The organism is Microcoleus sp. T3_A4, from assembly GCF_036700465.1.
Lineage (GTDB): Bacteria > Cyanobacteriota > Cyanobacteriia > Cyanobacteriales > Microcoleaceae > Microcoleus.
In genome coordinates this window covers 15370-29841 of the sequence record NZ_JAUBOY010000010.1, presented here as the reverse complement: position 1 = coordinate 29841, position 14472 = coordinate 15370, and the positions used below count along the sequence as shown (strand labels likewise).

At 46.9% G+C, this 14472-nt stretch carries 11 protein-coding genes; 9 read left to right on the top strand and 2 right to left on the bottom strand.

Features of this window, described 5'->3' with window-relative positions; genetic code table 11:
• Window positions 1–90 precede the first annotated feature (90 nt).
• The 8 genes from groL to QUA07_RS07710 all read left to right on the top strand — a co-directional run bounded on the left by groL (window position 91) and on the right by QUA07_RS07710 (window position 7428).
• On the top strand, window positions 91–1731 hold the full coding sequence (groL, locus tag QUA07_RS07740; RefSeq protein WP_333211804.1) for a chaperonin GroEL: 1641 nt from the start codon (window positions 91–93) through the stop codon (window positions 1729–1731).
• A 190-nt stretch (window positions 1732–1921) separates the two neighbouring features.
• Window positions 1922–2104, top strand: coding sequence for a DUF6888 family protein (locus QUA07_RS30010; RefSeq protein WP_445305876.1), 183 nt, complete (start codon window positions 1922–1924; stop codon window positions 2102–2104).
• Window positions 2105–2217: 113 nt separating this feature from the next.
• Window positions 2218–2577, top strand: a complete 360-nt coding sequence (locus tag QUA07_RS07735) for a hypothetical protein (RefSeq protein ID WP_333323856.1) — start codon at window positions 2218–2220, stop codon at window positions 2575–2577.
• Window positions 2578–2679: 102 nt separating this feature from the next.
• Window positions 2680–2865: a hypothetical protein gene (locus QUA07_RS07730; RefSeq protein ID WP_333323853.1), complete on the top strand. Its 186-nt coding sequence runs from the start codon at window positions 2680–2682 to the stop codon at window positions 2863–2865.
• A 198-nt stretch (window positions 2866–3063) separates the two neighbouring features.
• Window positions 3064–3726: a glutathione S-transferase family protein gene (locus QUA07_RS07725; RefSeq protein WP_333323851.1), complete on the top strand. Its 663-nt coding sequence runs from the start codon at window positions 3064–3066 to the stop codon at window positions 3724–3726.
• Entirely contained in the window at window positions 3723–4151 is a 429-nt protein-coding gene (locus QUA07_RS07720; RefSeq protein ID WP_333323849.1) for a hypothetical protein, read from the top strand. The genes QUA07_RS07725 and QUA07_RS07720 overlap by 4 nt, the downstream gene beginning before the upstream one ends.
• 518 nt (window positions 4152–4669) lie before the next feature.
• Complete coding sequence (locus QUA07_RS07715) at window positions 4670–4939, top strand: hypothetical protein (protein WP_333323847.1); 270 nt, start codon at window positions 4670–4672, stop codon at window positions 4937–4939.
• Window positions 4940–6546: 1607 nt separating this feature from the next.
• Window positions 6547–7428 (top strand): glycerol acyltransferase, encoded by an 882-nt coding sequence (locus tag QUA07_RS07710; RefSeq protein WP_333323845.1) that lies wholly within the window; start codon window positions 6547–6549, stop codon window positions 7426–7428.
• A 362-nt stretch (window positions 7429–7790) separates the two neighbouring features.
• On the opposite strand, the gene QUA07_RS07705 is transcribed toward QUA07_RS07710, so the two are convergent.
• Together QUA07_RS07705 and QUA07_RS07700 are read right to left on the bottom strand one after the other, a co-directional pair.
• Complete coding sequence (locus QUA07_RS07705; protein WP_333323843.1) at window positions 7791–9200, bottom strand: 2-polyprenyl-6-methoxyphenol hydroxylase-like oxidoreductase; 1410 nt, start codon at window positions 9198–9200, stop codon at window positions 7791–7793.
• A gap of 191 nt (window positions 9201–9391) precedes the next feature.
• Complete coding sequence (locus tag QUA07_RS07700) at window positions 9392–10483, bottom strand: RNA-guided endonuclease TnpB family protein (RefSeq protein ID WP_333323841.1); 1092 nt, start codon at window positions 10481–10483, stop codon at window positions 9392–9394.
• 301 nt (window positions 10484–10784) lie between these two features.
• On the opposite strand from QUA07_RS07700, the gene QUA07_RS07695 reads away from it, so the two are divergent.
• On the top strand, window positions 10785–13883 hold the full coding sequence (locus QUA07_RS07695; protein WP_333323839.1) for an MFS transporter: 3099 nt from the start codon (window positions 10785–10787) through the stop codon (window positions 13881–13883).
• Window positions 13884–14472: the final 589 nt, after the last annotated feature.

Here is a 14472-nt window from a genome sequence, read left to right as displayed (position 1 = left end):
AACGCCGCCAAACAACTAATGACACGGGACAAATGACTAAAATCCATCATCCCCCATCCAAAATCTCAAATCCTCTCATCCCCAAAAACTATGGCTAAGCGTATCATCTACAACGAAAATGCACGTCGCGCCCTCGAACGCGGTATGGACATTTTGGCCGAAGCAGTGGCCGTAACCCTCGGCCCCAAAGGCCGTAACGTGGTTCTCGAAAAGAAATTCGGAGCTCCTCAAATCGTCAATGACGGTGTTACCATCGCCAAAGAAATCGAACTAGAAGACCACGTAGAAAATACAGGCGTTGCCCTGATCCGTCAAGCAGCTTCCAAAACCAACGACGCAGCAGGCGACGGTACCACAACAGCTACCGTTTTGGCTCACGCCATGGTCAAAGAAGGTCTGCGTAACGTAGCAGCCGGCGCAAATGCGATCGCCCTCAAGCGCGGTGTTGACAAAGCAACCACGTTTTTGGTAGAAAAAATTGCCGAACACGCCAAACAAGTAGAAGATTCCAAAGCCATCGCTCAAGTCGGCTCCATCTCTGCTGGTAACGACGATGAAGTCGGCCAAATGATTGCTAACGCAATGGACAAGGTGGGCAAAGAAGGCGTGATTTCCCTGGAAGAAGGGAAGTCTATGACCACCGAATTGGAAATCACCGAAGGGATGCGCTTCGACAAAGGCTACATTTCTCCCTACTTTGTCACCGACACCGAACGGATGGAAGCGATTCTCGAAGAACCCTTCATCTTGCTGACAGACAAGAAAATCGGCTTGGTACAAGACTTAGTACCAGTGCTCGAACAAGTAGCCCGTTCCGGCCGCCCGCTGTTGATCATTGCAGAAGACATTGAGAAAGAAGCTCTAGCTACCCTCGTTGTCAACAAACTGCGCGGTGTGTTGAACGTGACTGCTGTTAAAGCACCTGGTTTTGGCGATCGACGCAAAGCCATGTTAGAAGATATCGCCGTATTGACCGGCGGTCAACTGATCACCGAAGATGCCGGTTTGAAACTGGAAAACACCAAGCTGGAAGTAATCGGCAAAGCTCGTCGCGTCACCATCACCAAAGACAGCACCACAATTGTTGCCGAAGGTAACGAAGTCGCAGTCAAATCTCGCTGCGAACAAATTCGCCGTCAAATGGACGAAACCGAGTCTTCCTACGACAAAGAAAAGCTGCAAGAACGTTTGGCCAAATTGGCTGGTGGCGTCGCAGTCATCAAAGTCGGCGCGGCTACCGAAACAGAAATGAAGGATCGCAAACTGCGTCTTGAAGATGCGATCAACGCAACCAAAGCTGCTGTCGAAGAAGGAATTGTTCCTGGCGGCGGTACAACTTTGGCTCACCTGACTCCTCAATTGGAAGAGTGGGCTAATAGCACTCTCAAGGGCGAAGAATTGACCGGTGCTTTGATTGTGGCACGGGCTCTGGCTGCTCCTCTGAAGCGGATTGCTGAAAACGCTGGTTTGAATGGCGCTGTCATTGCTGAGCGCGTCAAAGAAAAGCCGTTCAACGTTGGTTTCAACGCAGCGACAAATGAGTTTGTCGATATGTTTGAAGCTGGTATCGTTGACCCTGCGAAGGTAACTCGTTCTGCTCTGCAAAATGCCGCATCTATTGCTGGTATGGTGCTGACAACCGAGTGCATCGTCGTTGACAAGCCTGAACCGAAGGATGGCGCTGCTGCTGGCGCTGGCGGCGGCATGGGCGGCGGCGACTTCGATTACTAATCGATAGTTTGATGGGGCGGGCTTTAGGGTCCGCCCTGTTATTTTGGTAACGGTTTTTAGCATAGGCATAACTTTAACTCTGAAGCGAAATTAACTAAACGCACAATCTATAAGGCCCCGTGCCTCTGTACTCAAACGCGAGGTTACCCAAAACCTAACCCTGCGTTAGTTAAAAAACAGAGGAGTTAAAATGAACCTGCCAACTGCTGAACAAAGCATCAAGTGTGTCATACTATGTCAATCCTTAACCAATAAATTCACCATCCCTGTTTTCATCTGCCTAGACGAGCGAACAGGTAATCTATTTATACGGTCAGGAGATAATATAGAGATAGAAATCGATCGCGATGGTTCTTTGTTAGACAAAAATTAGAGCAACTGAAGACGAGTTAGCTCTAAAAAAGCGATCGCCCCTTGCCTGAAATGGTGAGGGATTTTTTTTTCTGCGATACAATCAAGACAGCACTTAAAAAGCGTGATTTAAACATGGTAACAAGCTTAAATGTATTGCAATCCCAACCATCTAGCCAATGGAAAGTGACACTCCTGTTAGAAACTCTCTCATCAGGACAGGTTTCTGCTTCTGTTTTCGAGTTTCCGCACTGTCGAGTTGAAGCAGCAACTCGGGAAGAAGCCATTACCCAACTTCAAACCACATTGTTAGAAAGACTTAACCATATTGAAGCTATTTCCTGGGAAGTACCGATTCAGGCTTCTGAACCCACCTGGATGCAATTTGCGGGTGTGTTTAAAGACGATCCAGATTTTCAGGGAATTATGGACGAGATTCGTGCCGAACGTACCTCTGACGATGACTCTGAAATCGAGCCCTCATACTACCTGTAGAGGTGATTTATAGGATAGTAAGCTAACATTAATCTATCATTTAAAGATTTAAAGTTTATTATAGAAGCCATTGAACATCAAATCAATGCCTATCAAGAACGTTTGCAGGTAATTGAAGAGGTAGATGAAGATGAGGCTGCCGATATAGGGAACGATATAAAATTTTTAGAGCTTCTCCACGCAGACATGACGACAAGTTTAGAGCAGAATTTAGAGCAGAATACTTCAGTCAAAACTTTAAGTTATGGTGAGGTTTATTCGCCAGCTCAGAATAATAAATTTTCATAAACATCCAAAAAAATATCGTTTATACTCGTTACCAGGCAGAGCCTGGTAACGCATATCCGGAGGCTCTGTCTCCATTGTCGCAGCCGAGGCAGAGCCTCTGGACATCGGTTCCCAGGCAGAGCCTGGGAACCAGTTAACCAGTTATTGAAACTGATTTAAGATTGCTATATTACCTTTCAATAATTACCCCCACCATTTATGAAACTTTATCACACCCCAATTTCCGCTAACTCCCGCCGCGTGTGGATCGCCCTCTTAGAAAAAAACCTCGATTTTGAAGTGGTAGAAATCCACTTGGACGGCGATCACTTGCAGCCTGAGTTTGTCGCAATGAATCCTTTTCACCGCATCCCTGTTTTGGTCGATGATGACTTCACTGTCGTCGAGTCTCTGGCAATTCTTGACTATCTAGAAACAAAGTATCCCGAACCGGCAATGCTGCCAAAAGAACCGAAAGATTTGGCAGTTGTGAAAATGGTAGAATTGGTCACGGTTAACGAACTTGCGCCGGCACTTTACCCCCTCAGCAGTGAAAAAATGGGCTGGGGAATTCCTGAACAGCAGGAAATCGCAAAGGCTAAGGAAAAAGTCGATACTGTGTTGAAATTCTTTGAAGGTTTGTTGGACGATCGCCCTTTTTTCGCTAGCAACACTGTTACCTTTGCCGAGTGCGTTGCCGGCACCGTCGTGCCCTTGCTATCTTGGGTTGATGTGTCCCTAGACGGCTATCCTAAAATTAAAGCTTGGTGCGATCGACTGCTTGCCCGCCCCTCATGGCAGCAAACTCAATTCACCGAAGCAGATTTGGCGGCTTTCGCGTCTCGGAGACAAAAATTTCTCGCAGAATCGGAAGCCTCATGAACAAATCAATTGTCAAGCGATCGCTCTTTTTCCTAGCTGTTTTCGCCTGCATCCAAATTCCCATCGCAGCAATGGGGCAGCCCGCCGCCCGATCGAACTACGAAGAAATTAACGCTAAACAGTTCCTTGTCGATCGCAAAATTACCGTCTCCAACCCCAAAGATATCGCAGCAAAACTCTTTAGCAGTGACCGAGAATCTGAAGGCCGAAAAAGCGACCAAATTGCAGTTGAATATCCCACGGGAGAAACAGCAGTAATTGTGCATACAGTCGTCGGTTTAGCTGACGATTCTGTTGCCGGAATGCGAGACCGAATCGAACTCAGACTCAGGCAAAATAAGTGGGAAATTGTCTGGATTGGCCGACAATCGAAGTGTCAACCAAATCGCGGACACCGAGATTGGGCAAGCGGGCTCTGTAGGTAGAAAGGTCGATCGGCTTTTTGCTTAAATTTCTTCACCCCGCCTTCGTTGCGAGGAAGCAAGCTAGGACTTTACGCAACCGATGATGAAAAACAGAGGCCCAGAAAGATTAGCTACCGCTGACTCGCGACAGAAATCAGTTATTCCTGCGTAAGTCCAGGAAGCAATCTGGGATCGGCGTTGTTTCCTGGCTGCGCCACAATAACTTAAAACTATTTTCGGTGTCGATCGCTCTTTTAGTCAAAAAGAGCGATCAAACTCAGAAGTTTACTTGCACATGATCAAATTTCCAGCCGAGATGAATCCGGGCACAGGGCCTGAAATCTCAAGCCAATTGCGCTGTTCTCCATTCTTATCTTTCACTAATTGGAAATTGGGAACAAGCGTTACTTGACCGTTAGCCGCTACGCTGCCTTTAACAGCAGAAGTCTTTGAAGGCTCCGCGCGGATAACTAGACCCTTCGGCGCTACGCGAGGTTCTACTTGGCGACACAGACTTACAGGGCCCACTGCAGGGGCTGGTGCTGGGGCTGGGGCTGGTGCTGGCGCTGGTGCTGGCGCTGGCGCTGGTGCTGGCGCTGGTGCGGGCGCTGGCGCTGGTGCTGGTGCTGGTGCTGGTGCTGGTGCTGGTGCTGGTGCTGGTGCTGGTGCTGGCGCTGGTGCTGGCGCTGGTGCAGGTGCTGGCGCTGGTGCGGGACTTGGGGAAGGTGCCGGTGCAGGCGCTGGTGCTGGTGCTGGTGCTGGCGCTGGTGCTGGCGCTGGTGCAGGAGTTGGGGAAGGAGTTTGACTAATTGTGCACGAACCTAAATTACTTTCGTCGTTGGGATAGCCACTAGCCACATACCCTGTGACGGGAGCGGTAATTTGAATCCAGAGGCGACCGTCGGAGGCTTTAACAGAAGTAGCACCTTGGGACAGCGTTACCTGTGTGTTAAGTGCTACCCCGCCAACTCTAGGGGATTTGGGGTCTGGGTTCTGACGAACCGTCAAACCTTCTTTGGGAGTGACTTTGCGGCAAAGGTTGCCAGCCTGGGCTATTTGAAACGTGGCGCTATCTTCAAAGGAAATATTTTCAGCATCTTGACTGACAGTGGATGTTGATGGGGCGGCAACACCGATGGCATTCGCCTGCAAACTTCCGGCTACGATCGCGAGCGCGCCCAGCAATGCAGCGGGTTTATTCCAGCAATTCAAGTTTTTCATCCGTTCAAATCCTCACTTAACCACAATAATTATCTTAATTGCAGGTCAATATAGCAAAAAAATCGATTTGTCTTCCACAAAAAAGCTTTATATAACTTTTTTATGACCGCAAGTCAAGTTTTATTGATATTATTTAATGTTTCGTGAGTTGAGCGAAGAGACATAAAGCTGCTACGCCTATAAATGGCTCATTATGGCAGAGCGGGATAGGGGGAGAAGGCCAGAGTGTCCGAGTCGGGGAATGGCAGAGGGGGAACGTCAACAGTTAACTGTTTAAATGCGGGACAGTTTACTAGGAATCACAGTCATGTGTTGTCCGCCAATATCTTGTCAGGTGTTCGTTAAACCATTTAGCTGCCTGTTGTTGCAGTTGAGTAATATGGGGCTACATTTCAGGTGAATTCTTGGCAGCTTCGAGAGCGAGATTGTGCTGGACATGCTCCAAGATTCAGATTGACCAAGAATTTCTTGATGGTGCAAGCCCCCGGATTTATCCGTGGAATCAATCCCAAATCGAAAATCGAAAATCCTCAAGCCCCCGCATTTATCCGTGGGGTCGCCTCTAAAATCTAAAATCTAAAATCGATTGACAGGCGATTGGCGCGATCGACCCCATCGTCGCAGTGGGTTGTCGGAAGCCGGATACAGTTCTTCGATCTCGCTGACATAACTCCATTGTCGATCGTACCTTACTTAAAATTGTGGTAAACAGCACCAATCGCTAGCATTGACCCGAGGGCTGGCGTCAATTTGATAAAATCTTCCAAAACGGAAACTTATCGGCTTGAGGCACAGTTGTGTTTTTCTGGCTAAAGTCGCCCCGCCATCAGCGACAGTTGCTGTAGCTGTTTGCAAACGGTTTTGTTCCTGTGGAGACAACCAGCACAAAACCTCCGAACAAAAGCAGCCCGCTCACATCAGAAACCAAATATTTGCGCCAATTCTGATTTAATTATATTGCTATAGCAACCGCGCTCCATGTTTATGAGGTTTTTACTGGCTAAAACTAATGCGGTAGATTCCTTCGGAATGGGATCATATTAATGATATGAATTGTTTTTTTTGAGGGCGATCGGGATTAGCACACTCACAAGGAGAAGAAAAGCCCAACTAATCTCCTCCCTTATTCCTTCTGTCCCAAATAACTAAAGCCTTCTCTATTCGAGAGTTAAAGCTTTCTTCCTTCTACTATATAATGACCAAAGCGTTAAATATTTTTGCAGTGACAAAAACTACTAACAAAAAAGACGGCAAATCCTCTAAATATCCCTTTGACGGTCTATCTTTAGACGATCGCAATCCCGACTTCATTCAGCTTTTGTTGCCACTCTGGGAATGGCTGTACCGCTACTACTTTCGCGTACAAAGCGACGGCTGGCACCACGTACCCGCCAGCGGAAAAATGCTCGTGGTTGGTTCTCACAACGGGGGACTTGCCGCTCCAGATATGTTTATGTTCCTATACGAATGGTTCCGCAGGTACGGAACTGAACGCTTGGCCTACGGATTGATGCACCCCACTGTTTGGCAAGTTTCTCCTGATGTTGCTAGCATGGCGGTTCAGTGTGGAGCCCTCAAGGCGCATCCGAAAATGGCGATCGCAGCTTTGCGGAAAAATGCCCCGGTTCTTGTCTATCCGGGCGGCGCCCAAGATGTTTTTCGCCCCCACCACTTGCGCGATCAAATCTACTTTGCGGGACGCAAGGGATTTATCAAATTAGCATTGCGAGAAGAAGTGCCAATTTTACCAATTATATCCCACGGTGCCCACGATACTTTGATAGTTTTGGCAGATTTGTACGAACAAGCAAAGCAATTGCATGAATTGGGAATGCCGTGGCTATTTGGCATCGATCCAGTGGTATTGCCAGTGTATTTGGGATTGCCTTGGGGATTGAGTATTGGGCCTTTGCCAAACCTGCCTTTACCCGTGCAAATTCGGACTCGCGTGTGCGAACCGATTGTATTTGAGAGGTATGGTTCGGAGGCGGCGCGCGATCGCGATTATGTTGATGCTTGTTTCGAGCGAGTTACCGCCCAAATGCAAGAACAATTAGATTGTTTGGCTGGCAAGTAACAATTGCACAAGCCTAGATTATTCTCTGCAGCAGAAACCGATTTTTTTACGACAAAATAGCGTGAGTCGCGAGGGATATGGGTAAAAAAACTGGTTTCTCGACTCTTGTGGGTAAGTCGTGACTGCAAACAGTTTTTGAAATAAATCTAATGATTTATTTCAAAAACCGACAATTGCGGTAATAAATCGGATTTTACCCATCTTAATTACGTGAAATACCCGAAAACCGCAGTCGCCAAAGTGATACTTTTTATCATGCAGGTGGTAGCGGACATCATATCAGGTTAAATCAACGCAGATGAAAAGGATTTCATCTGCGTTTATCTTCCTTACTCGGCGGTGAAAAAATAGACTTGGCAAAACTAACCTGATTCTGTATAAACTCTTGATCTTAATTCTGCCTTCTGTCGAACGGTGACTAATTGCCCGATCGCCTTAAGCGCAATACTGGGAGAAAAAAGTACAGCCGGCGACTCAATCATGTGCACAACTTCCACAAATGCTTGACAAACTTTAGCATCTGGGACCAGCACTTTTAACACCAAATCCATGTAATCAATTGTCAGTCGCGTAGCAAGGTTTAGTTTTGCACCTGTACTTCCCGGATAGCGAGAGTCCTGACTGATGGCAAACATCCAAGGAATAGTGTGTAATTTTGCTAGTTTTTGTTGAAATTCTCGCGCAAAGCCTGTTAAATCGCCTTCTGGATACCGCTCTCTTTGCTTTTGCAAACATTCATCTAGCATCTGAGCATCCAGTGCAGCAACCGTCATTCCGTGTCCGTATATCGGGTTAAAAGCGCAAACTGCATGACCGATAATTATTAAGTTTTCAGGAGAACGACGGAGGCGCTCGTAGTGGCGCCAACGATTTTCTGTACCTCGATAGCTATAAATAGGTGTTATTGGTTCTGCATCTTTAATCGCATCATAAATTGTCGGGGTTGGCAGACTGCGGGCAAATTTTACAAAACCTGCTTCGTCTGTGGGGGGATAATCGCGATCGCCCCCGTCGAGAGTCACCAGCCAGCGATTGCCTTCGATCGGAAAAATTGCACCGCCACGAGTGCGAACTGGCGGGGCTAGTGACACAAATACTGGCGCTGTTTCTGACAATTTACCGCTGCATTTATAGATGCGGCTGGCATAGCCGACAAAAGCATTGATAACAGTTTCTTGTGGAGGTTCATAGCCCAAACTTTTCAACCATTTAGGTGTTTTGGAAACTTTGCCACCAGCATCGACTACTAAATCTGCATACAAATTCTCTGTATGGATGTTACTAGGGTTGTGGCGATCGCGAAAACGCACCAACACGCCAGCAACCTCCGTGTGCGAGGCATTCGCCAGCAACCCCGTTACTGTACCTCCTTGGAGGAAATGCACGTTCGTATTTTCAGCCAAGCGGCGGCGAATTTGCCAATCAAGTAAATCCCGACTGAACATAATTAAATCATTTAGATCCGGGCTAAATTGCGGGGCCCAACCCGCCGGACTAAACCACCCGATCGACCTCGGATCTAAACTAGGAGCACCAGCAGCTACCAGTTCGTTTTCCAAGCCCGGAAAAAACTCTTCTAGGATCATTTTTCCCCGATTTAAAAGGATGTGAAGGTGACGGGATTGAGGGATACCGGGGCGAGGTGCGGGTTTTTCTGGAAAAAAATCTCGTTCAACAATACTTACTCGGTCGAAATGTTTTGCTAATACTCTAGAGGCCAACAGTCCTGCTAAACTGCCGCCAATAATAATTGCATGACTTTCTCGGTGCACTATCGAATTCCTTGGAAGCTAATTTGCTATGGCATTGGTAGATGAATTGTGAACAATTTGTCTGGGCTTCTGTGCCGACTGCTTCATAAAACTTACCTAAACGTATCTAAAGCCATCTTTAGATACAATTCATGTTTACTTCCTACGCTGTTGGGTAGACGGCTAATCCCAAGATAAGTAGGCTATCCCCCTCAAGCCGAGGGTTCCCAGTTTAAAATGTTCAGACTTGCATTCAAATCGCGATCTAAAGATATGCCACAAACAGGACAGTCGAAAGTCCGAATGCCTAGTGGCATATCTTTTTTAGTGCCACAATTCGAGCAAGTTTTAGTGCTGGGGAACCATTTGTCTACCAGCACTAAATGTGCCCCATACATTTTGCACTTATAATCGAGTTGGCGTTTGAATTCGTAAAACCCTATATCCGATATTGCCCCGGCCAACTTGTGATTCCCCATCATTCCTTGAACGTTCAAGTTTTCAATCTTGATTAGCTTAAAAGTTTTGGCTAAATAAGTTGTTAACTTGTGAAGGAAATCTAAACGAATACGAGCTATCCGTGCGTGAATTCTGCTGATTTTATGGTAGGTTTTGCGCTGACTTTGGGAGCCTCTTATCTGTTTTGAGGCTTTGCGTTGCAAGGTAGCAAGCTTGGTTTTCGCTTGTTTTAACGGCTTTGGTGCATCAAATACCTGTTGGTTTGACAGGGTGGCCGCATATTTAATGCCCACATCGATTCCTACAGAGTTCTCAGGCTGTCGAACTGGCAAACGTTCTGCATCAATGCAGAAGGACACAAACCAGCGACTTCCTTCTTTTAAAATCGTAAAAGTTTGAGATACGAATCCGCATTCTAATGGTTCATAAAGTCGAAAACTTCCCAAGGTAGGAATCTTGATTGTACTGCCAGCAGCCAATAAAACTTTGCCGTTAGACGAATCGACCGTAAAAGATTGACCGGATCGGCGACGAGCAAATTTCGGATGACCTGCTTTCCCCGAACGATACCTACTAAAAGCATCTTTCAAGTCAATCAAAGCGTTTTGATAAACTCGACTAGATAACTGGTTCATCCAACCAAATTCAGGCTGTTTCTTGACGTAGTTGGTGAGAACTTTTTTAACTTCGTTGAGCACTTTCGAGTCTGTGAATTGCCCCTCGCTATACATTTGAGTCCGCAAGGTTAACCCAAAGTTAAATACTACGCGCCGGAATCCTGCGTGTCTTGCCATCAAACTCGCTTCGTTGTTATTCAGTTTGAGCGCTCGTTTGAGGGCAAACACAAAACTTCCTCTCAATGATTAACTATGGAGAATTTTAGCAAACTATTTGGCACTTAAGTATTGCTCTTAATATCGATCGACCACAGATTCTCCTCTGCGATTATTTTAATCAGACTTACATAGCACAAATATTCCTAAAGTGACAGCCGGCTGCAGACATATTTTTACACTTCCAACTGTAGGGGGATGCTTTAGCTCGTCAATAAGGCGATGCTTGCCATTGGGGGCATGAGTCTAAAACTATACATTGGTTAACTTGCGCCAATGAGCGCGCGCACCCACTCTTAACGAGGAATATACTATGTATCAAAATTTGCCAATAAATCCACAACTGTATAACATCGGGTTCTGGCTGGCCCAAGTGCCAGTAGAGCAGACTACTACAAACACAGCAGAAGACGCAGCACTCCTTTATTCCGGGCCGCAATTTTTTATCGCCTTGATAGCTGGAGTCGTACTAGCCTGCGCTTTCCAACTCTTGCTAACAAATTTATCAGTAGCTGCGGGCCTTTCGTACATGGGACAATCCCACGACGACGGCCACCACTCGGATAGCGGCAGCCCCCCAGTCCGCCACATCGGCCGAAAGGTAGGTACTTGGACGCTAATCACCGTCACCGTTGCCCTATTCTTTGCTTGCTTGCTAGCAGTTAAGCTCAGCTTGATTAGCAGTCCCGGTTTAGGTGCGATCGTCGGTTTAGTCGTCTGGGCAACCTATTTCTCAATGCTCGTCTGGGTGAGTTCCACCACCGTTGGTCAGTTGATCGGTTCCCTCGTCAACACCGCGACATCAGGCTTTCAAGCCATTGTCGGCACCGCAGCCTCGGCCATCGGCGCCAAAGCAGCCAGCAACCAAGTAGTCGCCACAGCCAAAGCAGCAGCAGCAGCAGTGGGTCATGAACTGGGTAGCGCGATCGACCCCACAAGCTTGCGCGAAAACGTCGAAGACTACATCCAAAGCCTCAAACCGCCAGAATTAGACATCAAAGGGATGCGTAGCGAGTTTGAAAAATTGCTTAATGATCCGCAACTAAAAACTATTGCAGCCGAAAATTTGCCGAATCTCGATCGGCAAACTCTCGTAGATTTAGTAAGTTCGCGATCGGACTTATCAAAACGCGACGTAAACCGGATTGTAGACCAACTTCAAGATGCTTGGAAACAAGTAGGAAAACAAGGGCAGCAATCAGACGGCATCGCCCAATTAGTAGACTATCTCAAATCTGCCAAATCTGGAGATTTGGTCTCAGATAAATTGGCAAGTAGAGTAGAAAAAGCCCTCAGCAATCTGGGCGGTCAAAATTCTGGACAAAGCCCGACCATGATGTCCCAAGCAACGACAATGGCAGTCAATGCTTTAATGGGAATAGTATTGGGTCGCACGGATATTTCTGACTTGGATGTGGAAAAAGTAGTCGGTCAGCTCAAAGAAGCTAAAGAGAAAGTTACCCAGCAAACTGATAAAATTACCGCTCAAGTCAAAGGCGAACCCGTAACTTACAGCCCAATTCGTGCGGACGTAGAAAACTACCTACTCAACACTTATTCGTGGCAGATGAACCCCCAAGCCATCGAGCGCGAATTTCGGGACGTTCTCTACGATCCTACAGCCGATCCTGGAACTGTGCGCCGCGAATTAGAAAAACTAAAACAGTCTAATTTTGCCGAAATTCTGGCTAGTAGAGGCGTTTTTACCCAAGACAAAATTAAAGAAATTTCCCAGGAATTAGAAGCAATTAGACAGCGCGTTTTACAAACCGTGATCTTTGCGGAGGAGCAAGAAAAATCTCGCGATTTGCAGTGGCGGTTGGAAACTTATTTGAAGCTGACGCCGAAAGAAGAACTGACAGCAGCAGGTATCGGGAGCGATTTCAAAAAAATCTTAGAGGATTCCGACGCTAGTTACGAACAGTTGCGCGATCGGCTTTCTCCTTACACCCGCGACAGTTTTGTGCAAATTCTCCGAGGCCGCGAAAACTTCGGATTCCAGGAAGTAGAACAGATTGTTCAAGAGTTGGAAAGGACGCGAGATGTAGTTTTAGCAGATGCTAAAGGTCTGCAAGAAGCAGCGCAAGCCCGACTAGACAACCAGTGGCAAAGAGTACAAGAATACTTGAAGTCTACGGGCAAAGAAGAACTTAATCCCGAAGGCATCAAGCGCGATTTGAAAACGCTGCTGGACAACCCGGAAGCGGGAATGTGGGCGCTGAGAGCTAGAGCTTCTAAGTTCGATCGCGAAACTTTGGTAAAATTGCTATCTCAGCGGAAAGACCTCAGCGAAGACCAAGTAAATCACCTTCTCGACAGCGCCGAAGAAAATTGGCACAGCGCGGTGCATGCGCCGCAAAAGTTGGCCGAAAAAGCTAAGGATCAGTACGACCATACAACAACCGCCCTTGCAGATTACCTCCGCAATACGGGCAAATCAGAACTCAATCCTGAAGGGATTCAGCGGGATTTGACAAAACTGCTGCAAAATCCCAAAGAAGGAGCTTTAGCGCTGCGTGGCCGTCTGTCTCAAGTCGATCGCGATACTTTGGTAAAACTGCTTTCTCAGAGACAAGATTTGAGCGAGGAACAAGTCAATCAAATTATCGACCAAGTGCAGGAAACCCTTGGCTCGATTGTGAAAGCGCCGCGCCGTTTGGCAAAGCGGATGCAAAGCCAAGTGCAGGATTTTCAGAGCGTTTTAGAAGATTATTTGCGTAATACGGGCAAGGATGAATTAAATCCCGAAGCCATCAAGCGCGACTTGCAACTGCTGCTGCATGACCCGAAAGTCGGCGCTTACAGTTTGGGCGAGCGCTTGTCACACATCGATCGAGCTACAGTTGTTTCTCTGCTGTCTCAGCGGCCGGATATTTCTGAAGCAGAAGCCAATCGCATTGTCGATGGAATTTTGTCGGTGCGCGATGAGTTCGCAATGCAAATTCAGAAAATACAGGAGGGTATTCAGTCGGTAATTGACGGGATTCTCGGAAAAATTCGGGATTACCTCAATTCGCTTGATCGCCCTGAACTCAACTACGAAGGCATTACGCGGGATGTGCGGAAGTTATTTGACGATCCGCAAGCCGGATTTGATGCTTTGCGCGATCGGCTGGGTCATTTCAACCGCGATACTTTAGTAGCACTAATGAGTTCCCGCGAGGACATTTCCGAAGCAGATGCCAACCGCTTGATCGACCAAATTGAAAGAAGCCGCAACAGCGTCTTGCAAAGAGCAGAACGCTTGCAGCAAGAGGCACAGCTTCGCCTCGAAAGCATCAAAGTGCAAGCTGAAAAACAAGCCGAAGAAACCCGGAAAGCAGCAGAAGTTGCCTCTTGGTGGCTGTTTTTCACCGCTCTTACTTCGGCGGCAGCAGCAGCCGGCGCCGGTGCTTTAGCCGTCATCCGATAAAAAAAACTCAAGTTGCGATCGGATTGCATATAGTGCCTGATGTGAGTTTCTACTGACATCAGGCACTAATGTTAGTAAAGGATTTGATCGGGGAGTGGGAACGGGTTTTTATTAATTTGTTAGTACGGTTGAATAATGTTATGGTAAACCAGTTCCTACCCGTTTTTTGAGGCTGGTGCCAACGGTGAATCTATACATTTTAATTAGCAGTTTTGATTAATTTAAAATATAAAAGTGAAAAGCCGATTTTATTGATTGTTGTATATTTTGTTTGCAGATGTAATAAATAAAAAGTCGCCGGATATTCATTGCCTCTCCTATCACAATTTTTGAACGGGGTTCAGGTTTGCAGGCTGGATTTGCTTTGAGGCAGATTCTACAACTGTTGCAAGGATTACTGAAGAATGACAAAAATCAAAACAGTTATTGGAGTGAAAACCTTTTGGCAAAGCAAACTTCGCGGGCCAGTTCCCTCTCTCCTCAATATTTTTTAGGTACAATAATAGAGAGGGTTCTCCACCCAGCACGCCTGTTCTCCCAACCGCCCACATCCCTGGCTGCGTCAGTATCAAACGCGAATTGTTTTGAG

Bases quoted from the DNA above. Each gene is read 5' to 3' on its own strand.
- groL (WP_333211804.1), top strand. From the start codon at position 91: ATGGCTAAGCGTATCATCTACAACGAAAATGCACGTCGCGCCCTCGAA.
- QUA07_RS30010 (WP_445305876.1), top strand. From the start codon at position 1,922: ATGAACCTGCCAACTGCTGAACAAAGCATCAAGTGTGTCATACTATGT.
- QUA07_RS07735 (WP_333323856.1), top strand. From the start codon at position 2,218: ATGGTAACAAGCTTAAATGTATTGCAATCCCAACCATCTAGCCAATGG.
- QUA07_RS07725 (WP_333323851.1), top strand. From the start codon at position 3,064: ATGAAACTTTATCACACCCCAATTTCCGCTAACTCCCGCCGCGTGTGG.
- QUA07_RS07720 (WP_333323849.1), top strand. From the start codon at position 3,723: ATGAACAAATCAATTGTCAAGCGATCGCTCTTTTTCCTAGCTGTTTTC.
- QUA07_RS07710 (WP_333323845.1), top strand. From the start codon at position 6,547: ATGACCAAAGCGTTAAATATTTTTGCAGTGACAAAAACTACTAACAAA.
- QUA07_RS07695 (WP_333323839.1), top strand. From the start codon at position 10,785: ATGTATCAAAATTTGCCAATAAATCCACAACTGTATAACATCGGGTTC.